The organism is uncultured Muriicola sp., from assembly GCF_947258935.1.
GTDB lineage: Bacteria > Bacteroidota > Bacteroidia > Flavobacteriales > Flavobacteriaceae > Muriicola.
Genome location: NZ_CAMYKH010000032.1, coordinates 1 through 22,357, shown reverse-complemented (window position 1 = coordinate 22,357; position 22,357 = coordinate 1). Strand labels below are relative to the sequence as shown.

Annotated in this window: 20 protein-coding genes; 8 read left to right on the top strand and 12 right to left on the bottom strand. The window is 40.3% G+C overall.

Annotated elements, in window-relative coordinates; genetic code table 11:
- From yidC to Q0X72_RS07440, 3 genes are all read right to left on the bottom strand, one after another.
- A partial coding sequence (gene yidC / locus Q0X72_RS07450) for a membrane protein insertase YidC (protein ID WP_297763552.1) occupies nucleotides 1-1,553 on the bottom strand: 1,553 nt, incomplete at its 3' end.
- Nucleotides 1,554-1,652: 99 nt separating this feature from the next.
- Nucleotides 1,653-3,290 carry a CTP synthase gene (locus tag Q0X72_RS07445; RefSeq protein ID WP_297763549.1) on the bottom strand — a complete coding sequence of 546 codons (1,638 nt, stop codon included), beginning with the start codon at nucleotides 3,288-3,290 and terminating at the stop codon, nucleotides 1,653-1,655.
- Between the two features lie 49 nt (nucleotides 3,291-3,339).
- Nucleotides 3,340-3,582 (bottom strand): DUF3820 family protein, encoded by a 243-nt coding sequence (locus Q0X72_RS07440; RefSeq protein WP_297763546.1) that lies wholly within the window; start codon nucleotides 3,580-3,582, stop codon nucleotides 3,340-3,342.
- A gap of 50 nt (nucleotides 3,583-3,632) precedes the next feature.
- Here Q0X72_RS07440 and Q0X72_RS07435 point away from each other — a divergent pair, with 50 nt between their 5' ends.
- Nucleotides 3,633-4,502 carry a TIM barrel protein gene (locus Q0X72_RS07435; protein WP_297763543.1) on the top strand — a complete coding sequence of 290 codons (870 nt, stop codon included), beginning with the start codon at nucleotides 3,633-3,635 and terminating at the stop codon, nucleotides 4,500-4,502.
- A gap of 14 nt (nucleotides 4,503-4,516) precedes the next feature.
- Here Q0X72_RS07435 and Q0X72_RS07430 read toward each other — a convergent pair whose 3' ends face one another.
- The 4 genes from Q0X72_RS07430 to guaA are packed head-to-tail and all read right to left on the bottom strand — an operon-like array spanning nucleotide 4,517 to nucleotide 9,158.
- Nucleotides 4,517-5,053, bottom strand: coding sequence for a DUF922 domain-containing protein (locus Q0X72_RS07430; RefSeq protein ID WP_297763541.1), 537 nt, complete (start codon nucleotides 5,051-5,053; stop codon nucleotides 4,517-4,519).
- Nucleotides 5,041-5,445: an OsmC family protein gene (locus tag Q0X72_RS07425; RefSeq protein ID WP_297763539.1), complete on the bottom strand. Its 405-nt coding sequence runs from the start codon at nucleotides 5,443-5,445 to the stop codon at nucleotides 5,041-5,043. Before Q0X72_RS07425 ends, Q0X72_RS07430 begins: the two co-directional genes overlap by 13 nt.
- Nucleotides 5,446-5,448: 3 nt before the next feature.
- A complete protein-coding gene (locus tag Q0X72_RS07420; protein WP_297763536.1) occupies nucleotides 5,449-7,614 on the bottom strand; it encodes a LysM peptidoglycan-binding domain-containing protein in 2,166 nt (721 codons plus the stop codon).
- Between the two features lie 11 nt (nucleotides 7,615-7,625).
- Nucleotides 7,626-9,158 (bottom strand): glutamine-hydrolyzing GMP synthase, encoded by a 1,533-nt coding sequence (gene guaA, locus Q0X72_RS07415; RefSeq protein WP_297763533.1) that lies wholly within the window; start codon nucleotides 9,156-9,158, stop codon nucleotides 7,626-7,628.
- Nucleotides 9,159-9,557: 399 nt separating this feature from the next.
- On the opposite strand from guaA, the gene Q0X72_RS07410 reads away from it, so the two are divergent.
- Nucleotides 9,558-10,103: a pyridoxamine 5'-phosphate oxidase family protein gene (locus Q0X72_RS07410; RefSeq protein WP_297763530.1), complete on the top strand. Its 546-nt coding sequence runs from the start codon at nucleotides 9,558-9,560 to the stop codon at nucleotides 10,101-10,103.
- Nucleotides 10,104-10,116: 13 nt separating this feature from the next.
- Here the strand turns inward: Q0X72_RS07410 and Q0X72_RS07405 are convergent, their stop codons facing one another.
- From Q0X72_RS07405 to Q0X72_RS07395, 3 genes are all read right to left on the bottom strand, one after another.
- Entirely contained in the window at nucleotides 10,117-11,490 is a 1,374-nt protein-coding gene (locus Q0X72_RS07405; RefSeq protein ID WP_297763527.1) for an aminotransferase class V-fold PLP-dependent enzyme, read from the bottom strand.
- A 55-nt stretch (nucleotides 11,491-11,545) separates the two neighbouring features.
- Nucleotides 11,546-13,150: a bacillithiol biosynthesis cysteine-adding enzyme BshC gene (gene bshC, locus Q0X72_RS07400; RefSeq protein ID WP_297763523.1), complete on the bottom strand. Its 1,605-nt coding sequence runs from the start codon at nucleotides 13,148-13,150 to the stop codon at nucleotides 11,546-11,548.
- Nucleotides 13,151-13,374: 224 nt separating this feature from the next.
- The gene (locus Q0X72_RS07395) at nucleotides 13,375-14,292 is read right to left on the bottom strand and encodes a diacylglycerol kinase family protein (RefSeq protein ID WP_297763520.1); all 918 of its coding nucleotides are present in this window, start codon (nucleotides 14,290-14,292) and stop codon (nucleotides 13,375-13,377) included.
- A gap of 317 nt (nucleotides 14,293-14,609) precedes the next feature.
- Here Q0X72_RS07395 and Q0X72_RS07390 point away from each other — a divergent pair, with 317 nt between their 5' ends.
- Entirely contained in the window at nucleotides 14,610-17,060 is a 2,451-nt protein-coding gene (locus Q0X72_RS07390) for a M14 family zinc carboxypeptidase (protein ID WP_297763517.1), read from the top strand.
- A 13-nt stretch (nucleotides 17,061-17,073) separates the two neighbouring features.
- Nucleotides 17,074-17,268 (top strand): DUF4177 domain-containing protein, encoded by a 195-nt coding sequence (locus tag Q0X72_RS07385; protein ID WP_297763515.1) that lies wholly within the window; start codon nucleotides 17,074-17,076, stop codon nucleotides 17,266-17,268.
- Between the two features lie 8 nt (nucleotides 17,269-17,276).
- Here the strand turns inward: Q0X72_RS07385 and Q0X72_RS07380 are convergent, their stop codons facing one another.
- Nucleotides 17,277-18,344, bottom strand: coding sequence for a DUF3667 domain-containing protein (locus tag Q0X72_RS07380; RefSeq protein ID WP_297763512.1), 1,068 nt, complete (start codon nucleotides 18,342-18,344; stop codon nucleotides 17,277-17,279).
- A gap of 144 nt (nucleotides 18,345-18,488) precedes the next feature.
- On the opposite strand from Q0X72_RS07380, the gene Q0X72_RS07375 reads away from it, so the two are divergent.
- Nucleotides 18,489-19,160 carry a DNA alkylation repair protein gene (locus Q0X72_RS07375; RefSeq protein WP_297763509.1) on the top strand — a complete coding sequence of 224 codons (672 nt, stop codon included), beginning with the start codon at nucleotides 18,489-18,491 and terminating at the stop codon, nucleotides 19,158-19,160.
- Nucleotides 19,161-19,225: 65 nt separating this feature from the next.
- Here Q0X72_RS07375 and Q0X72_RS07370 read toward each other — a convergent pair whose 3' ends face one another.
- Nucleotides 19,226-20,473: a sodium:proton antiporter gene (locus Q0X72_RS07370; protein ID WP_297763506.1), complete on the bottom strand. Its 1,248-nt coding sequence runs from the start codon at nucleotides 20,471-20,473 to the stop codon at nucleotides 19,226-19,228.
- A gap of 250 nt (nucleotides 20,474-20,723) precedes the next feature.
- Between Q0X72_RS07370 and Q0X72_RS07365 the strand changes: the two genes are divergently transcribed.
- The 3 genes from Q0X72_RS07365 to Q0X72_RS07355 all read left to right on the top strand — a co-directional run.
- The gene (locus tag Q0X72_RS07365) at nucleotides 20,724-21,008 is read left to right on the top strand and encodes a hypothetical protein (protein WP_297763504.1); all 285 of its coding nucleotides are present in this window, start codon (nucleotides 20,724-20,726) and stop codon (nucleotides 21,006-21,008) included.
- 83 nt (nucleotides 21,009-21,091) lie between these two features.
- Nucleotides 21,092-21,979: a J domain-containing protein gene (locus Q0X72_RS07360; protein WP_297763501.1), complete on the top strand. Its 888-nt coding sequence runs from the start codon at nucleotides 21,092-21,094 to the stop codon at nucleotides 21,977-21,979.
- A partial coding sequence (locus tag Q0X72_RS07355) for a chaperone modulator CbpM (protein ID WP_297763499.1) occupies nucleotides 21,976-22,357 on the top strand: 382 nt, incomplete at its 3' end. The genes Q0X72_RS07360 and Q0X72_RS07355, both read left to right, overlap by 4 nt.

The window sequence follows — 22,357 nt, the reverse complement described above, 5'->3', positions numbered from 1 at the left end:
GTGGTCATCATCATATAAAAGAAGATAGCTACAGAAGCCAGAATTGGAAATAAGCTTACATGATCTCCATAAAATGGAATGGTAAAGGGTAATTGTGCAATGGTATCATAAGACGACAGATCTTCCGCCCATAAAAACGACTTTTGTCTTAAGGCAAAAGACGTAGGGAAGAACATAAACAAGGCATAGAATATTGGCAATTGCAACACGGCGGGAATACACCCACTCATAGGACTCACCCCGGCCTTATTGTACAATTTCATGGTCTCTTGTTGCTTCTTCATGGCGTTGTCCTTGTACTTCTCACCAAGCTCCGTGATCTCAGGTTTCAATACCTTCATTTTCGCCTGTGAGAGATAGGACTTGTAGGTTACAGGCGACATTAGTACTCTAACAATTATCGTCATAACAACAATGGCGATCCCGAACGGTAAGAAAGAACTTAAGAAACCGTAGAACGGAGTAAAAACATAGCGGTTGATCCAACCAAAAATACCCCATCCATAAGGAATAGATTCTACTAATCCCAGTTCTTTATAATCCTTGAGAACCTCTATATCCGTAGGACCGTAGTACCAGTTCATGGCATAGGAAAGTTCCCCTCCCTCCAATGCTAATGGGGCCACTGTACTGAATTCTTTGGTGAACTTTGCCGTATGGCTTTCTTCCGTTACCAGGTTCTTGGAAGTTATATCAACGGTTTCAAAATGTGTGTTGGTCGTAAGGATGGTACTAAAAAAATGTTGACGATAAGACAACCATTTTATATCTATCTCGGTCTCTTCATCGTCACCGCTTTCAGACAACTTACTGATCTTGTCACCTTCGTGATTATATGTTAGGCGGGTATAGCGGTTTCCATACTGAATACTTTTGTTATGACGTATCCCTCTTAGTTTCCAATTTAAATTAATAGGCTGATTTTGGTTAAAAACACCAGAAAGTCCCTGAGAACGTATAGTAAAACCAACTAAATATTCCCCCGGTTTCATCTCATACTGATACTCCAAAAATTGAGTAGAGGAAACCTTGGCTTTTAAGGAAAGGATTTGATTGCCGCCCCTTTGGGTCATGCTTGGTTCAAAGAATAGATCTTTAGTGTTAATTATTCTATTATTGGAAGTGGTAAAATTTAAATCAAAAACAGCGTTGCCGTCTTGTACTAAATAGATAGGAATAGAATCATAGGTAACAAAATCCTTTAACCTGGCTTCTGTGATCTGCCCTCCTTTATTATTTATCTCCAGGAATAAAATGTCGTTCTCAAGAATGGTGGTCCCTTCAGAAACAGAAGTAAACCCAAATTCACCCATTGCATTCTTATAGTTCACAACAGATGTAGAATCTTGTAGATCTATAGGCTGTGTTTCCAATACAGGCTTTGCAATAGCCTCTTCTTCAGGTGCTTTTTCTTCCTCTTCCTGCGCTGTTTGTGCTTTTTGAGCCTCAATTTCTTCAGGTGTTGGTTGGTTCTGGTAAAACCAGAAAAGCAGGATGCCAAATATCAGCACAAAGCCGATGATTGAATTTATGTCTAATTTCTTTTCTTCCATGGAATAGTTTGTAGAATCTATCCGTTTCTTATCCCTTACCGGGAATATGATAGATCATTACGATTAACGCGATTGCAAATATAAGCCCAAATGTGGAGTTTAAGCCAAACTGGCATTGGTTTGTTGCTTTTTATGAACCAGAACGGCTTTGATAAATCCTACGAATAAAGGATGCGGGCTTGCAACCGTACTCCTGTATTCCGGGTGGTACTGAACCCCAATGAACCAGGGATGATCCGGAAGCTCAATGATCTCTACCAAATTAGTTTCTGTATTGATCCCGGAGGCAATTAATCCCGCTTTTTCAAATCTCTCTTTATAGTCGTTGTTAAATTCGTATCGATGACGGTGTCTTTCAGATATATCTTTTTTGCCATGATAGACCTTTTGCACCAAACTTCCTTCCTTAAGTTCACAGTCCCATGCTCCCAAACGCATAGTGCCTCCTTTATTGGTAATGGACTTTTGTTCTTCCATAAGACTGATCACAGGGTATGGTGTCTCTTCATCCATCTCAGTAGAATTAGCACCATCCAAACCAAGAACATTTCGGGCAAATTCAATGACCGCCATCTGCATACCCAAACAGATCCCTAAAAATGGAATACCATTCTCGCGTGCATACCTAACAGCCTTCACCTTTCCTTCTATACCCCGTTCTCCAAATCCAGGTGCCACCAGGATCCCATCGAGACCCTCCATTTTCTTCTCAAAATTGGCCTTGGTAATATATTCTGAATGAATAGACTTAACATTAACCTTTACCTCATTAATGGCCCCGGCGTGTATAAATGATTCTAATATGGATTTATAAGAATCCTGCAATTCCACGTATTTCCCAATTAGCCCAACTGTTACCTCGCTCTTTGGATGTTTATGCCTGTCCAGGAATTCGTTCCATTGGGTAAGATCTGGAGGTGTTGCATCAGACAGGCCTAACTTTTTTAAGGTTACCGTGTCTAATCCTTCCTCTTGCATCATTATAGGGACATCGTAAATAGTAGAGGCATCTATAGACTGTATAACGGCTTCTCGTTTAACGTTGCAAAATAAGGCAAGCTTCTCTTTTATCTCATCCGAAAGTTCGTGTTCAGTACGGCATACAAGTATGTCTGCCTGTATTCCACTTTCCATGAGTGTTTTTACCGAGTGTTGTGTTGGTTTTGTTTTTAATTCCCCAGCGGCAGACAAGTATGGAACCAGGGTTAGATGGATCACAATGGCATTATTGTCACCCAATTCCCATTTTAACTGACGAACCGATTCTATATAAGGCAAGGACTCTATATCCCCAACGGTACCACCTATCTCGGTAATAATAATATCGTATTCCCCGGTTTTTCCCAGAAGCTGAATTCGCTCTTTGATCTCATTGGTGATATGAGGAATAACCTGAACTGTCTTCCCTAAAAATTCACCTCGGCGTTCTTTTTCAATGACACTTTGATAGATCCTGCCGGTAGTTACATTATTTGCCTGCGAAGTTTTAACGTTTAAAAAACGCTCGTAATGCCCAAGATCCAGATCGGTTTCTGCACCATCATCCGTAACATAACATTCCCCGTGTTCGTATGGATTTAATGTCCCCGGATCTACGTTGATATAGGGGTCTAATTTTTGAATGGTAGTCTTATAACCACGGGCCTGAAGTAGTTTAGCCAGTGAGGCGGCAATGATTCCTTTTCCTAACGAGGAAGTAACGCCTCCCGTAACAAATACGTATTTTGTAGCTGACATCTTGCGATTCTTGGTTACGGGATTCAAAGATACGAATTGCATTTGCAAATCACAGGGAATCGGCTGGAAAATCTTTTTGGATCTTGAGCAACATTCCTTCCAGTCCATTGACTTTGATCTCCAATGCCTGTTTCATCATAAATCCCAATTTTCCCTCAGGAAAACCTTTTTGGTGAAACCATTGCAGGTACGATTCGGGTAAGAGAATAAGGTATCGCCCTTTGAATTTACCAAACGGCATTTTGTAATGTGCCAGGGTGATCAAATCTTCTTTCTTTAGCTCAATTTGCATCCATAAATCTAATTAATTTACCTTTGAATGAGATCGAAAAGCAAATTAAGATGAAAAGAAGGTCATTTATTGGTACGGCCGCCGCTGCTTCAGCCGGCCTCTTAACTACTGCGAAACTCAGGGGGATGGAATCCTCTTCTACTGCCTCATATGATTTAAAAGGAAATATTAATCACAGTGTCTGTTATTGGTGTTACGGAACTATTCCATTAGACACTTTTCTGGGCGATCTATCAAATCTTGGGGTAAAGGCTATTGATCTGGTTGGTCCTGAAGATTGGCCACTTCTAAAAAAACACAATATTCACGCCTCTATGTGTTGGGGTGCGGAGATCAATCTCACCGATGGATGGTGCGATACTACCTATCACGAAACCCTGATCAAAAACTACACAGAAATGATCCCCAAAGTGGCGGAAGCGGGATATACCAACCTTATTTGCTTTTCCGGAAGCAGACGTGGAATGGACGATCATCAGGGATTACTTAACGCTATACATGGCCTGCAACAAATTTTACCCCTGGCAGAAAAACACGGGGTGGTCATCCAAATGGAATTGCTTAATTCTAAGGTAGATCACAAGGATTATATGTGTGATCATACATCCTGGGGCGTGGCTCTTTGCAAGGCGTTGGGATCTGAACATTTTAAACTTTTATATGACATCTATCATATGCAGATCATGGAGGGCGATGTAATACGTACCATAGAAGAGAACTGTCAATACATAGGACATTATCATACCGGAGGGAACCCCGGAAGGCACGAGATCAACGAAACACAGGAGTTGTACTACCCCGCCATCATGAAAGCCATAGTAAAAACAGGTTTTAAAGGGCACGTAGCCCAGGAATTTATTCCCAGCTGGCCAGATAAGATCGCCGCCCTAAAAGAAGGAGTGACCATTTGTGATGTTTAGCCCAACATTGGCATTCAATGAATAGTCTTTAATTCACTTGAAATCTTCCTATTCCATTCTAATTGCTTCTCAACTTCCCTGGAAAAATTGGTCTCCTCGTCATACCGCTTCTGAAAGGTTCGCATCTCTCTGATTATCTGCTCATAGATCCCATTCATTTCCGCCTTTACATTAGAAGAAAAAGAGTAGCTCTCCACCCTTTCCCGCATTTTCCTTGCAAATAATTCTGAGATATCAAAATGCAGTTGTTCGTGGCTTAAAATAATGTCATTGGCTGTTTCGCGCTTGTACCAAGAGGATTCCGGGAAGAAAAAGGAATCTATGGTGCAGTCTACTTCCATTCTTCCCCGGTTTTCCATAGCAGAAAAGCGATAAGCTATTCCGCTTGCTGTTATGGCAGCTACCGGAGAATTTTCTTGGGGCTGAGCCTTAAAGTCGCTCCATCGCAACCTGTGATCAGGATCCCACTTTATAGCATTTTCTTCCTGGCAGTTGCCATTTACAGCAGTTGCAAGTATAATACAAAGGAATAAAGATCTTAGGAGCCCCAATGAAAATTGATTATTCTTTCTATATCTGGATGAATACTATAAAGTACCGGACAGGTATTAGCCGTACGCTCTAATATCTTTCTTTGCTTCTCTGAAAGACCAGCCGGCATGTGAAGTTCTATTTCAATTTTAGAGATCCTTCTGGGATCTGAAGCCATATGTTTTGTTACCTCAGCATAAGACCCTTTTAACTCAACCGGAAAAGAGTTGGCTTTGATGCCCATTACCGTGAGCATACAGCTAGCCAAACCAGTGGCTATTGTATCGGTTGGTGAAAATGCCTGTCCCAGTCCATTATTATCTATCGGGGCATCTGTGATAAATTTGTTACCTGAAGCAAGATGCTCACAAGAAGTACGTAAACTGCCGGTATAGGTGACTTTAGAGGTCATTTGCTAGGGAGTTATCTGTTTGATGCTCATGTTTTGATACATCATAATATAGGATGCGAGGTTAAAATATCCGGATGCCAGGTCTTTGGCATAATCAAACTTATTCCCGGAGTACTCGGTAAGTCCGATGCGATCTGAAATTGCTAAAAGATCGGGTCTGTATGCCAATTTTAACAACAGATCATAAGTGAGGTCAAAACCACGGGTGGCATATCTATCAGGATTGCTCCCAAAGCGTTTTCTATAGTTTCTGACAAAAGAGTCGTTCCCAGTTTCTTTATAAATTGAGGGATAGGTAAAATTGAGGTTAGAAAGGTGTGTTCCTGAAACCACATCATTCTCAAAGGCTTTATTTTTATTAGTGGTAAACATACGTACCGGGGTTTCTTCCGTATTCGAAGAATTCAGAATGGAAGTAACACTGGCCACCAATTTAAAATTGTCTGTTTCAACAAAAACCCAATTCTCTTTTTCTAGAGAAAGTAAGAGGTTAAAGGCCTCAATATTTAGAGAAATATTTTTTTCGTCTTCCAAGATCTGAATAGATTTTGCCAACGGAAATCGCTGCTGTATCAAAGCCCGGGTTGAATCAGTCTTAGAGTCACTGATCACAATGATATTTTGATCTTTTTTCACAGCCTCTACATAGTCTAACATTCTTGTTCTAAGCACCTGATCTGATGGTACTGAGAAAAAAACATTCGGCAAGCTAAGGTCGCTTTCAGATGTAAGTGGCGCAATGATCGGTATTTCATACTGGTTGACCTGACTGGCCACTTCCTTTAAGTTTTCAGGTTGCAATGGGCCAATAATAGCATCTACCTCTCCCATGTTCTGTTTCGACAAAACTAATCGAACGCGTTCCTTACTTAATTCCGTATCGAAGGTCTTTACATCTACAGACACTCCAAGCTTGGCAACAGAATCTACGGCCATAAGGGCACCACTGTACAATCCCAGACTATATGAAATAGCATTGCTTCTTTCAATGGCTTGTTCTGTATTTGCTATACTGTCCAGATTGAGGCGGTTTATACGGAAAGGCAATAGAACAAGAAGTCGAGGCCTGTTTTCCCTCTTGATACTATCTAAAAGGTTTATCTTGTCTAGGATCAAGGAATTCCTCACCTCTAAATTAACTGCATTTTCTTTAGGCAGCTTAAGAACCATCCCGGCTTTTAATCCCCGCGAAAGTGCCGGATTAAGGTCCATTAATTCACTATACCCAATCCCAAGTTGTCGCGTTAACGAGTATTCAGTTTGTTTTGGTTTTACTTCGTAAAAAATATAATTATCTGTGTTGACCTCCTCAGTTTCCATTTTTTGAACTGGCAGTCTAAGTACCATGCCTTCTTTTAAACCTCCTTGTTGAAGGATCATAGGATTGAGCTTTATGATCTCTTCTGAAGTAATTCCATATTCGCCACTCAGGCTATACATGGTTTTCTTTGATGGGACGGTATATGATTCATATAGCTGAACTTCCTGCCCTTCCACCGTACTTCCCGGTTTTTTTGGCAAATTCAATTCCTGCCCAATTGCCAGGTGATTCGTAGTTTTTGGCAAGAAAGAGTTTAAGCTTACTAAGCTGTCTACGGTGATACCATATTTATGGGCAATGCTCCATCTTGTTTCTTTGGGCAATACCACATAAGTCTCAAAATCATCCGGATTAATACTATCTATTACTTCTTCTTCTATTTCCGGAAATACAGGGATCTCTATTCGCATCCCTTTCTTTAAAGGTGCGCTGTAGAGTTCTTTATTATATCTTTTGATGTCATCAACGCTTACCTCATATCTTCGTGAAATACCATAGATTGTCTCCCTTTTTCGAACACGGTGGGTCCTGAATCTCAGTGGAGTAAGCTGATCTTCCTCCTGATCCACTTGTTTTACTACATTAACTGCTTTAGGAGTCTCGGGAAGTGGATCAGTATCTGAAGCACTTGCCTGCATTGGGATAACCAATATAGTATTGGGTTTTAAAATATCCCCCTGTTTTATCTCCTTGTTATACTTAAGAATGTTAAACGGTGTAACACGGTATAATTTGGAGATGCTATATAATGTTTCTCCAGATTTAACCGCATGGGTCTTGAATTGTTGCGCCTGCACATTGATGGCAAACAACAGAAACAATACAAGGCAGTTTAATACTTTCATCATTTTATATACGTTTATTCCCACTCTATGGTTGCCGGGGGTTTAGAACTTATGTCATAAACTACTCTATTCACTCCTGGTACTTTATTAATTATGTCATTGGAGGTCTTTTGCAAGAACTCATATGGTAAATTTACCCAATCTGCTGTCATTCCATCTGTACTTTCTACCGCTCTTAAAGCCACACATTTCTCATAGGTTCTTTCATCTCCCATTACCCCAACACTGTGGACCGGTAATAACATGGCTCCAGCCTGCCACACTTTGTCATACAACCCCCATTCTCGTAATCCGTTGATAAAGATCGCATCTACTTCCTGTAAAATGGCTACTTTCTCTCTGGTAATATCTCCAAGTATCCGAATGGCAAGTCCAGGTCCTGGAAAGGGATGTCTCCCCAATCTTTCGTCTTCGATCCCCAAAGTAACCCCAACTCTTCTTACCTCATCTTTAAAAAGCATTTTCAAAGGCTCAACTATGTTCAACTTCATATAATCTGGCAATCCTCCAACATTGTGATGACTTTTAATGGTGGCCGAAGGTCCGCCAGAGGCCGAGACAGATTCTATCCTGTCCGGGTAAATAGTTCCCTGAGCTAACCATTTGGCATCTTCCACTAAATGTGCCTCATCGTCAAATACATCAATAAAAATGCCTCCAATGATCTTTCGTTTCTTCTCCGGATCTTCCTCACCAGCCAAAGCATCCAAAAAGCGTGCCGAAGCATCTACTCCCTTCACATTTAAACCCATATGCTTGTACTGATCCAGTACCTCTGTAAACTCATTTTTCCGTAAAAGTCCATTGTTTACGAAAATACAATGCAGGTGCTTTCCTATAGCCTTGTGCAGCAATACGGCTGCCACAGTAGAATCTACGCCCCCAGACAAGCCTAAAATTACCTTGTCATTCCCAATCTCCTTTTTAAGTTCTGCCACTGTAGTCTCTACAAAGGCATCGGGAGTCCAGGTTTGTGCTAATCCGGCAATATGGACGAGGAAATTTTCCAGCAGTTGTTTCCCGTCTTTGGTGTGATAAACTTCCGGATGGAACTGAATGCCATAGGTCTTTTCATTTCCAATTTTAAAAGCAGCATTTTCCACATCGTGGGTACTGGCCAATAATTCAGCTTGTGGCGGTAGTTCCTTGATGGTATCTGAATGACTCATCCAAACCTGTGAGCCCACATCTATCTTATCAAAGAATGGTTCATTCTCTTTTATGCTAGACAATCTGGCCCGGCCGTATTCCCTGGTATTGGATGGGGCAACATTACCTCCGTGAAAATGGGCCAAATACTGGGCACCATAACATACACCAAGCAAAGGGATCTGTCCTTTGATATTACTTAGATCCGGATGCAGTGCCTCATCTGAACGAACTGAGAATGTTGACCCGGAAAGGATGACAGCCTTGTACTCGGAAAGATCTTCTGGCAGGTGGTTATACGGTTTGATCTCACAAAAAATATTCAGTTCCCGAACCCTGCGAGCTATAAGTTGGGTGTATTGAGATCCGAAATCTAAAATAAGGACGTTGTTTTGCATGGGCAAAAATAGCAATTTGAGCTATTTTGGGACCATCTTTTTTTTATATTTATTACCTGTTTATTAACGTAATATCCTTACACTATTACAGCTTGTTAGAAAACTGATCCATACAATAGTATCTGCTGCATCAAATAGGAAAGTAGTTTATTGAAGATAATGAAGTTGATTAAAAGAATTCTTTATTTCCTTAAGAATAAATATTAAAATAGCAAATAGAAAAGCCCTGACCCCTACGGTCAAGGCTTTTCAAATCAAAAACCAACCTAAACACATGAATTTTTATGACACTCTAAAAAAATTCTTTTTCAAAGCAATTTATTATAGAACAACTCACATTAAAAATACCCTACCTCATCTTTTAATTTTTTATCTTTAATTACTTTAAAGACTATACGCATGACTCAGAATTATTTTAAAGAACTTTCCGAAGAATTAAAGAAAGGCGTATCTCAAAAAGGACATGCCTTTCGTAATTTTACCCTAGCCACGGTGGGTTTAGACCAGGTAGCACGTTTACGGACAGTTATACTCCGCAAAGTGTCGGATAAGCTTCAACTTACCTTTTATACCGATAGTCGATCTAAAAAAATGATCCATCTGCAGGAAAATAAAAAAGTAGGGCTCCTCTTTTATAATCCTAAAAACATGATGCAGATCAGGATAGAAGGATTGGCCAAAGTGGTGAATGACAGGGAAACAAAAGAAAAATACTGGGATGGTGTAAAAAAGAATTCGAGAAAGGACTATATGTCAACTTCAGCTCCTGGTACAGCTTTAACAAACCCCAATCAATTGGAATATTTAGATGATGAGGATCATTTTTGCATTGTTGAGGTTACGCCTTTTAAAATAGAATACCTTAAGCTAAAGAGTCCAAACCATATCAGAGTTCGCTTCTCCTGGGAAGTTGATTTCTGGGAAAGTGAGTATCTGGTGCCGTAGGTTCCTTGTACACCTATTTTTTCAATGTGTCTAAGATTACTTCGATATCTTTCGCACTGGTATCCGGATTAATAAAGCAAAAACGAATAACCGTTTCATAACCGTCCTTTGTTCTCCATTTGGTAGGCGTAACCAGCGCAATACCTTCTTTGTGATTATTATAGGTCCAATTTGTATATGATTCTGGAGACCAACCTTTGCGCTTGAATAAAACACAAGACAGACTGGGAGGTCTAACCAATTCCAATTCTGGACGTTTTTCTATGAGTTCACCCGATAATTTTGCCAGAGAAATACCTCTCTCAACGGCCCATTTATATTTATCTATTCCATTGGTAGCCAATGAAAACCATAAAGGAAGGCCCCGCAACCTTCTGGTAAGTTGTATCTGATAGTCGGCCGGGTTAAAACCATGGGCGCCTTCATCTTTAAAGATATCGAGATACGAACCTTCCTGGGAATGGGCTTCTTTTGCTAATTCCGGTTTCTTGTAAAGTACAGCACCACAATCATAAGGCGAAAAAAGCCATTTATGTGGATCTATGGTAATGCTATCTGCTTTTTCAATTCCATTAAAGAGATGACGTACAGAATCGGCTACCAAAGCTCCGCCTCCATAGGCTGCATCCACATGATACCACAATCCTTCTTTCTTACAGACTTGTGCAATGCCCTCCAGATCATCTATAATTCCGGCATTGGTGGTCCCTCCGGTAGCAACCACGGCAAATAAACGTTCACGTTGGGATGCATCGAGATTATTTATGCTCATTTGTAAATCCTCCCCGGTCATTGCTTCATCAGCATCTACCAGAACGAGATCTGCATCTATCACCTGGGCCATTGCTTTGATGGAGGAATGTGCTCCAATGGACGCGATAACAAGTCCTTTTTTATTCCTGTTAGCGGCATCTTTTCTCCAATTCTCCCTCGCAGTTACCATGGCAGAAAGATTAGCAGCAGTACCACCACTGGTAAAGACCCCAAAGGCGCCTTCTGGCATCCCTGTAAGTGAAACCAGCCATTTCATTGCCTGGTTTTCACAAAAGATACCTCCTGCTCCTTCCATCCAATAAGCCCCGTGAATACTGGAAGCAGAAGTAACCAAATCGAACATAACGGCAGCCCTGGTAGGCGAAGCGGGAACAAAAGCAAGGTGTCTGGGGTGATCTATAGGCACGGTTGCCGGTAGCAGTATATCTTTGAATAATTTAAAGGCCTTTTCCCCACCAATGCCTTCTGAGGTAATGGTCTCTCCTACCAATTTGTATAATTCCTCTTCATTCTTGGGCTTTCCTAATGTGGGTGAAGTATCTGTAATGCGACTTATGGCATATTTCATGACATCTAATGTCATTTCTACCACTTCTATATCAATATTATGCATGGAAAAAGGTATCTATCACAAAAGTACATGGGACTGCATTAATACCGTAAGAAAACTACGAATATCTTATAATAACGAATTCGGAATCTAGTGGATTCAAGGATGTCATTAAAGAAGGAATAAGCTCATCCCCCAATTCCAAATACAATTCAGAAAAGTTGCGATTGCGCTCCTGAAGTGATTTGTTGGGGAATAGATCATTTTGCAAGTCGGTCATACGCAGTACATGATCCTTTAATTTTCGTTTTTGGGCTTTTAATAGTCGTTTTTCTAAGACATCGAGCCCTTTTAGTTGTTTAACTTCCTGAGCTTTCACAGCACCCAGAAAGGATTTGTCTGTTTGTTCGGCCAGATCATAAAACGCTTTGAATTGCTCCTTCAGATGTGTTCTCTGTGGGCTAAAGTCTATATCGATATTGGAGATCTCTCTGATCTTCTTGTTGATTAGGCGGTTTTGCTCTAAAAACAGATCCTTTGCCTCCAGATTCATTTTCTGCATTTTTTGCTGCTGTTTTTCAGAGATAATCAAAGCAGAATTTCTGAGTAACAGCATTGGGAAAGGAACCTTCGCTGCTATAAAAGAGGAACGGAGTTCTAACCAATAAGCCAGCTCTCCTCCCCCTCCAATATAACAGAGATTGGGCAGTATTACTTCCTGGTATAATGGCCTGCTGACCACATTTGGCGAAAAACGTTCCGGGAAAGACTCAATTTCGGCCAACATTTCTTCCCTGGAAAATTGCAATTCGGTATCATTCACATAAAAAACTTCCCCCTTTTGAATGATACGTTCACGAATGTCATCTTTGAGATAGAAATAATTGATCTCCCGTGGGTTTACCTGAATAGTATAGTTTGCAGAGGTTGATTCTAGCGAAGATATTGTGTCAGTGACCTTTTTATAAGCTGTGTTTTGAAAAATATCCTCTTTAATATGCGGAATTAAACAACGCTTAAGTGCTTTATCATCTCCATCGACTATGACCAGTCCTTCGGACCCAAAAAGTTCATTGGCCAGATATCTGGTAGCCGCCGTAAGTGTCTTGTGTTTCAGATAAGCATTGCTAAACAGAGCTTTGAGTTTTGAAGCGTGTTTTCCCGACCCTAATTCCTGGGAAAATAACTTAAATACGGCCTTTAATCCCTCCGTAGATAAGTGGCCAACAGCTCCGGATGCATCACTGTTCCAATGTATTTTTTTTCCCTTAAAATTGAAGTAATTGATCTCCTCAAAATCGTGATCTTCCGTAGCCATCCAATAGACAGGTACAAAATGTTGCTTCGGATATGCCTTCTTAAGCTCTGTGGTTAGGTTGATAGTGCTGATGATCTTGTAAAGGAAATATAAGGGTCCGGTAAATAAATTTAACTGATGCCCTGTTACAACGGTAAACGTGTTGGCATCTTTCAGCATGGAAATATGCTTCTTTGTTTTGGCGGTAGCATCTACGCCCTCGTATTGCTTTACGAGTGCAGGGGCCAAGACTTTACGCATATCATCCGAAAAACGACCCTGTTTTTCTTCGATCTGCCCTTTAAATGAGGTTATGGATGGAAATCTATGGTAGAAAGGATGAAGTGACGGGGCTTCCTCCAGGTAATCACAGATGATCTCTGAAAAATAACCTGTTTCTTTAAAAGGAATTCCTTCTAGCTGCATACTGCTCTTTTATCGGCTTTCAAAGATACATTTCTGTGCCTTTTCATTTCCCAAAAATACGTTAAGTTGTGGCAATTACAAACGGGTGTTTTTAGCTTTCATTTATGATTTGGATGAGTGACACTAAGTTAGTAAATAAGCCCAGACCATTTTTCCAGATGCTGTGATTCTCCGAAAGGTAAAAATGATTCGAGGGTTGGTTGAGAAAAAGGAAGTGCAGGATGCTATGGAACGTTGAGAGACATTAAAAAGCAGATAGCTTTCGGCATTACACTTATGGCAGCTGGGGCAAGGCCCACATACTCCCCATCTGCCTCAATTCCACAAGAATCGTTGCTTTCAAGCAACACTTCTTTAGCAACATGGTAACTTACCTGGGGAAGGTTGATTTTCACACCTTTTTTTAAATTTCGTAAGTTTCTTAGATAATCCCAAATACTCAAATCCCCATAGATTACAACCTGAAACTGCCCATCGGTAAGCTTGGCATCGGGAGCGGTACAGATGGCATTACCATGATAACGCCCATTGGCCACTGCCATTTGCAGTAACTTGCCCTTCCACTGCCATGTGCTGCTTTTACAGCTCACCTCTTTTTTAACATAGCTGTGAAACCCTTTTATAATATGCTTGAAGTAATTGAAGCCAGGCCCTAACACACTTGATGATTGTTCTAGTTTTTGCGCCACTTCCGGGCCAAGCCCAACTCCTGCTATATTGATGAAATAGCGGGTTTCCCGGGTTTGTTGTAGTATTATTTTCCCAAGGTCTATCTTTTGGGTGGTATTGGATTGAATCATTTCTATCAGTTCTTCAATAGAACTGGAGATGCGTGCCGTTCTGGCAAAATCATTCGCCGAACCATGTGGTAGCAACCCTATTGCCGGGTATTCATTGGCTGGTATGTTACTTTGCAACACACCGTTGATAACTTCGTGCAAGGTGCCATCACCCCCAACAGAAACCAAATAATCGCAGCCGTTTTCGGTGGCTTGTCTGGCCAATTCGATGGCGTGTTTTTTCCTTTCTGTGAAAATGAACTGCACATTGCCCATATTCGTTTGCTGACAGTAATCATACAGCCTTGGGAGCACTTTTCCCAAGCGATTGTTTTTGTTGTTGACCACAAACACAATGTTCATTCGGGCAAGGTAGCTTATTCCTTTTGTTTAGACAAAATCATGTTTACGTGTTGCTGTTCCCGATTTTGGAACTACACATTGTAAGCTTTGTTAGGTATCGAAAAGGCTAATATCATTGCTGTCTTTTATTCACAAAGTAAATTTTATTTGTCAAATTCAGATTTCTATTCAAATTGGCTATCAAGGAAAGATAAACTACACTGGTCCCTCACATAGGGATTAGGAGTCCATTTTTGTCGTTAAGCGGAATGTTTGGAACCAACCACACTTCAATTTTAATCCTTAGCTTTGAGACTTTCCTTTTACACCATTTTTATATGAAAATATTTTTAGTTTTGCTTGGGTTCCTTCTTCCACTATTGACTTGGTCACAATCCATTAAATCTCCCTCAGAATTTCTCGGATACACATTAGGAACACAATTCACAAGGCATCATGAGGTGGTAGATTACTACCAATATTTGGCAAGCGAAGCCCCGGACAGGGTGCAATTGCAGGATTATGGGAAGACCAATGAACGAAGGCCATTATTGTTAGCCTTTGTTTCATCTGCTGAGAATATTAGGAATCTGGAAACCATCCGTACAGAGCATCTGAAAAGCACAGAAGGAAGTAGTAATGCTTCCAAAGCAATTGTTTGGCTTAGTTATAACGTACATGGTAATGAGAGCGTAAGTACTGAGGCCTCCATGCAAACTATCTATGAATTATTGACCTCCAAGCAGGCCTATCTCGAAAATACCGTGGTGATCATTGATCCATGTATTAATCCGGACGGACGCGACCGTTATGTAAATTGGTATAATCAATTTAAAAATACACCCAACCAGGTGAACCCTGATAGTAAAGAACATCATGAGGGCTGGTTGAATGGACGGGCAAATCACTATATGTTCGATCTAAACAGGGATTGGGCGTGGTTAACCCAGGTTGAGAGTCAGCAGCGCTTACCCATGTACAATAAATGGCTGCCTCATATTCATGTTGATTTTCACGAACAAGGGGTGAACAACCCTTATTTCTTTGCACCTTCTGCAGAACCTTTTCATGAGGTGATAACTCCATTTCAGCGTTCTTTTCAGGAGACCCTGGGGAGAAATCACGCAAAATACTTCGATGCTAACGGCTGGTTCTATTTTACCAAGGAGCGCTTCGATCTCTTTTATCCCAGTTATGGAGACACCTATCCAACTTACAATGGAGCTATAGGAATGACCTATGAGCAAGGGGGTAGTGGCAGTGCCGGTCTTGGGGTTATAACCGACATTGGGGATACTCTTACACTTAAGGATAGAATAGACCATCACAAAACAACTGGATTATCGACAATTGAGGTGGCTTCTCAAAACGTGGATAAACTAAATCAGGAATTCCAAAATTTCTATCAACCCAGGAATTATAAATACAAAAGCTATGTGTTAAATGGTGATATTGACAAGAAACTGGCACTAACCGACTTATTAGAAAAACATGGCATAGAATACGGTTGGGGTAAAAAAGGTGTTATTAAAGGTTTTAATTATGCGACAAGCACTAATGGAAGCATTGAAACATCTGAAAAAAGTCTGATAATTTCTACAAATCAGAAGAAAGGAACCCTTGTTAAGGTCTTATTTGAACCAGATGCCAAATTGAGTGACTCCCTTACCTATGATATTACGGCCTGGTCACTCCCTTATGCGTATGGAATGGAAGCTTTGGCCTCTACTAGTTTAGTTGAGGCACTCTCTGTAGATAAAAAACAGGGGAATCCGATTGCTCCTTCTGATGGTTATGCTTACGTGACCGATTGGAATAGCATGAAAGATGCGAGGTTTTTATCGGAGCTGCTTCAGCTAGGAATTAAAGTTAGAGCCTCCCAAAAACCATTTAAAATAGACGGTAACTCTTTTAAGAGAGGTAGTTTAATTATTACCAAAGCAGATAATCCAGGTCCTAAAACAATTATCAAGCTTTTTGAAATTTTTGAAAGATATTATGATAAAAAAATAACAACTGTCAATACTGGTTTTGTAGATCAGGGCAAAGATTTTGGCTCGAGTTATGTAGGTATGATCAAGCCTGTTAAAGTGGGTGTCCTTTCCGGAGATCCTACCTCATCTCTTCGCTTTGGGGAGATATGGCATTTCTTCGAACAACAATTACACTATCCGTTAACCGTTTTGGATGGCGATTATATAAAACGAACAGATCTAGGGGAATATGATGTTCTCATCTTACCGGATGGCCGGGGCTATGGAAATTTTATGGATGAGAGCATGTTGAAAAACATAAAAGAATGGGTTGCTGCCGGTGGCCGACTTATTGCTATGGGCAATGCCATAGATGCTATTGATGGCAAAGATGGCTTTGGAATAAAAACCAAAGAGCGCAAAAAGGACAGTACGAATTTGGAGGTTGACCTCTTTGAGAATGAACAACGCGAACGAATGAAACAAGCCATTACGGGAGCTATCTTTAAGACAAAGGTAGATCCTACCCATCCGCTGGCCTTTGGGTACGGCGACACCTATTTTACCTTAAAACTGGGCAATGATAGTTTTGATTATCTGGAATCTGGAACGGTGGCATATATTGAAAACAACACCAAACCCGTTGCCGGATTTGCCGGGAGTGAGGCTCAGAAAATAATTACAAATAGTCTGGTCTTCGGAGTAGAAAACCATGAAAGTGGCCAGGTTGTATACATGGTAGATAATCCGTTGTTTCGCGGTTTTTGGGAAAATGGAAAACTCTTTTTTGCCAATGCGCTTTTTATGATCAATTAAATGAATTTTTACTATGAAGCATTACAAAGTTGAGACCCTTATTTATTATTCCAAGTTATTTGCAAGCAGAAACCACATTATGGAGGCTTCACAAAAGGGCATTCAGGAGAAGTTAGACAAGTACAGCAGAGATGGTTGGCAGTTAGTCTCCACAGATGCTGCACCATTTGGAACTGCTATCTATATTTACCTGTATTTTGAAAAATAGGATTTTGCTTAATACAGCATAAATGCCATAAACACAATACCTACAAAGGTCATAGCCAGAATAAAGGGCATAAATGCAAATGAGATTAGACCGGCCTTAAAAAAAGCCCCCAGCCAACTACTTCTATAAAAATTCCGGAGTGCAATGATCAGATATAGCAAATAAGAGACTGTAATAAGTACCTCTAACCAAATAGGCACCTCAAAAAGCATATTCGCCAGGATAAGAAGACAAAAAGAGGTAAATAGAAAAGTGAAGAAGTAAAAGCTAAACACCATATGATGGGCAAAGTTCCCTCTTTTCCAATAAAAGAGCTTTAATAACATGGCAAATAGCGGCATTAAAAGGAACATCGCTATGGGGATAGTATCATAAAATGTCTGTAAGATGCCTCTTCCTTTTTGCTGATAAAATTTCAACATCTGTTCGTAAAACCTTTTGTTGAGTCCGCTGGCATCTTCTTTCATGCCCATTGCCTTTAATTTATCCTCTTTGGGAGCACCTGCTGTTATAAGGGAATCGAGTATCTCTTTATCAAAATCGAAGTTCAATCCACTATTTACATTATTTGGGTCTTTGGCCGTATTAGCGATCACAGAATCAATAGTTTGCATATCCTCATCAGACATTCCGATCATTTTTTGATTCTTTTTAAGCAATTTCCTGGCCTCTTCAATTTGGACCGAATCTTTTTCAGACACTTTTACAGAGTCTACTGAGATCTCCTTTTCAAATCCTTTTTGAAGGGCCTGAGACATTTCATCATCGGCCTTTCGAATATTAGAAGAGTAAAGGAAAAAGAACAACACGGAAATAAACAGGTAGAATTGGGCAGGGTGCAGATATTTCAGGCGTTTTCCATCTACAAACCTTCTTGCCAGGACTCCCGGCTTAAACATTAGTGGGAAAAAACTTCGGAAGAATCGGGCATCCACCGAAAAATAGTCACTTATTGTCTTACTGAAGAGAACGCCAAACGTTAAACTATCTGAAGTTTCCTGACCACATTTCGGACAATACTTAAAGTTGGGATCTAGGGGTGTATCGCAATTCTTGCAATGTTGGTTGGTGGTCATTGGTTTATTTTTGGTAAAATTAGAAAAAAGGAATGAAACGAAGTCCTATTGCATATGCTGAAACCCGGCAGCACCAAAAATAGTTACAGTTAGTTTATTTACTTTTAGTTTCATTATGCTGGCTTGGTAAGCAATAAATTCTGGATGATACACATTTTTTTAAAGACTTTAGAAGATCTGTTCAAAAAGGAGGCGAATGCATCTATTGCTTCCGGACAGAAGGCCTATATGCGAAATCAATTCGAATTTTATGGAGTTAAAACGCCCATAAGAAGAGGTATCCAAAGAAAATTATTTAAAAAGGATGCATTGCCTCCCAAACATGAATTGCACAAGCTCGTTACCTCTTTATGGGATCTTCCACAAAGAGAAAATCAGTATGTAGCTCAGGAATTGGCCCGGAAATATATAAGGAACATTGAAGAAGATGATATCCTGCTTTATGAATATATGATCACCCATAAGTCCTGGTGGGATACGGTAGATTTTATCGCGGCCGTACTTGTAGGCTCTTATTTTAAAATGTTCCCACACAAAAGAAATGATATTACTAAAAGATGGATGTCCTCTGATAACATCTGGTTGCAACGTTCTACATTGTTGTTTCAATTAAAATACAAGGAGACCTTAGATACAGAATTTCTGGGCAGGACGATCAATAGTTTATTGGGATCTGAGGAATTCTTTATCAACAAGGCCATTGGATGGGTGTTAAGAGAATACAGCAAGACCGATAAGGATTGGGTGCTTCAATTTGCTGCTAAAACTTCTTTGCATTCCCTGAGTAGGCGCGAGGCATTGCGCCTGATAAAATGACCAATATTAAAGGAAGTAATAGAACCAGCCAATGGTTAACTAAATTGGATGAGGTTTTACCGGACTTAGTTAGTGGATACCTTTTTAACCAGCTTCCCAACGGTCAGACCCTGAAATATAATAGAGAAGACCACCACCACATAGGTGATCACAAGAAAAAGATCCCGATTCATGGCCTCTGTAAGTCCCAGCGCCAGAGCAATGGAAATTGCGCCCCTCAGCCCTCCCCATGTCATGATTAAATTAGTCTTGGGAACAAAATCGAGTTTCTTATTAAAAAAGGATATAGGTAACAAGAGTGAGAGGTATCTGCAAAGAAGGACTATGGGTATTGCCAACAAGCCTGCCAGTACATAGTCCATTTCATAGGTTAACACCAGGATCTCCATGCCCAACAAAACAAATAGCAGGGTATTGAGAAGAATATCTATCAATTCCCAGAATTTATCTACATAAATAATTGTGTTCTCAGACATAGCAGTATCTCGCAATTTGTCATTGCCAATAAACAGCCCGGCTACTACCATTGCAAGCGGAGCCGATACATGAAAATAATGAGCTATCACTGTTCCCGTCATAACGGTTGCCAGGGTAATGATCACCTCAATATCATAATCGTCTATGGTCCTCATAAGTCGATAGGTAACCCAACCCAGGACAAAACCAAGTACAAGTCCGCCAAACACCTCTACCCCAAATAATTCCATTACTTCCACGGCTGAGACAGTTTCTTTTGAAGGAGATGCAATTTTAAAGATGGTTAGGAAAACCACCACCCCTACTCCATCATTAAAAAGTGATTCACCCACGATCTTTGTTTCCAGTTTTTTGGGAACTCCGGCTGTTTTAAGGATGCCCAATACAGCAATAGGATCGGTAGGTGAAATTAAGGCTCCAAAAAGAAGACATTGGATAAACGGAATTTCCATCCCTATTAGTGAAAGGCCGAAGTACATAAGGGTACCTACCAAGAAAGTAGAGGTAATTACGCCTAGTGTGGAAAAGCTAATGATAGGCCAACGATGCTTTCTAAGTGATTCAAAATCAGTATGCATAGCCCCTGCAAACAAAAGAAAGCTCAACATAATATCTAACAAGACCGTTTTAAAATCGATCTGAGACAAAATATAGCGCTCCGCATTTAACAAGGTAGGATCTATATAGCTTAGACCAAATACGCACAGGGTAAAAAAGATGGTAATAACCATCAAACCGATGGTATTGGGTAGTTTTAAAAATCGGACATTGATATAGCCGAACAGAGCAGATAAAAATACCAGTATAGTTGTGATAGAGAACAGGTCTAATTGCATCTTTCAAATGTACAAGTCCTATCCGATACAGCAAAAAATGATTGAATTATAAGACGATGAAAGACGTTATAATTTTCTCAGTTGTTTAAATCCATCTATACTTCAAAATTCTCCCAAAATCTTTAAAACAATTAGGAAATGTACTTGAAAGTTGTCGTTAAAATTCCGACCTTCAAGTAAATATTTTACTAATCCTAAAAGCGACAAAAAATAGTATTTCGAAGTCGCCAATAGGGAAAATTCAACTCCCATGAGCATAGCTAAATCATTACTCGAATTATTAAAGAAAAAGGATAAAAAGGACAGCAAAGAGGTACCCGAAGGAATGTGCCCCAACTGTTGGGGAACTCAGGAATACAGTGGTCAGTTCTACGAAGCATCTAAAAACTTCGATGCAGATATTAATACCCCTAATCCGAATATAGGATGGATACAAGACTATGCCAACAAAAATTTAAAAGGGATTGCTTTACATCCGCATGTAGAAGGGCAGGTTTGTGAACACTGCAAGGTGGTCTATAAACCGAAGAAATAAACGAAGGATCTTGATTTTGGTGCCTTTTTATTTCGTATTGGTTACAAAAAACTTGTCTCACTTCCATTAATTAGCTGATTAGCATGACCTTTATAGATTATTATAAAATCCTTGGGATCTCAAAAAATGCAACCAAGGATGAGATTAAAAAAGCCTACCGCAAACTGGCGCGTAAATTTCATCCAGATGTAAACCCCGGAGATAAGGAGGCTGAAAAGAAATTCAAGGAGATCAATGAAGCCAATGAAGTACTAAGTAATCCTGAGAACAGGGCAAAATACGATGAGTATGGAAAGGACTGGCAACATGCAGAGGCTTTCGAAAAGGCAAAACAACAACAGCAATACAATCCCAGACAACAAACTGGCTATCAACGTAGTTCTGATGAAGATTTTTCGGACTTTTTTAGTGCCATGTTTGGTGGTGGTCAGAGAGGCAGAGGCCGCAGTATGCAATTCCGGGGACAGGATTTTAATGCTGAATTAGCACTTAGCCTGGAGGATGTGTACCGAACCCATAAGAGAACCCTGACCGTAAATGGAAAGAATATTCGACTTACTATCCCTGCTGGAGTAAAGAACGGCCAGGTCATTAAAATAAAAAAGTATGGGGCCGAAGGTATTAACGGAGGGCCAAGGGGCGATCTAAACATTAAGTTCTCTATTGTAAATTCTACCAAGTTCAGACGAGATGAGAATAATCTTTACACCTCCGTGGACCTGGATCTCTATACAGCACTTCTTGGTGGAGAGATCACTGTTGACACATTTGACGGGAAGGCCAAACTGAAAGTAAAGCCCGAAACTCCCAACGGCACTCAGGTAAAACTCAAAGGAAAAGGTTTCCCGGTATACAAAAAAGAAGGGCATTACGGAGATCTTTACATAATGTACAACCTAAAGATCCCGTCTAAACTTAGCGCCAAAGAGAAACAATTATTCGAGGAACTCGCTAAATTACGATCGTTATGAAAGAACAAGACCTCATACCCATTGGCACATTATGTGAGCAATACCGGCTCGAACTTTCTTTCTTTGAAGAAATGGGTGAGATCGGATTAATAGAATTGACAGTCTATAAAGGCAGTAAACACGTACATCAGGATGCGCTAAACCAAGTTGAAAAGATCCTGAGGATCCATCGGGAATTACATGTAAATTTAGAAGGAGTTGATGTCGTAATGAATATATTACAGCGGCAGGAACAATTAAGACAGGAATTATTAAGAGTGCAGAACAGATTGCGACGTTCGGTAATCCATAACGACGCCAACCGGCAAAATGTCATTGTCGACGACGACGCTGAACGCGTGATCAGTGTTATCGACTTTGGCGATATGCTGAATATCT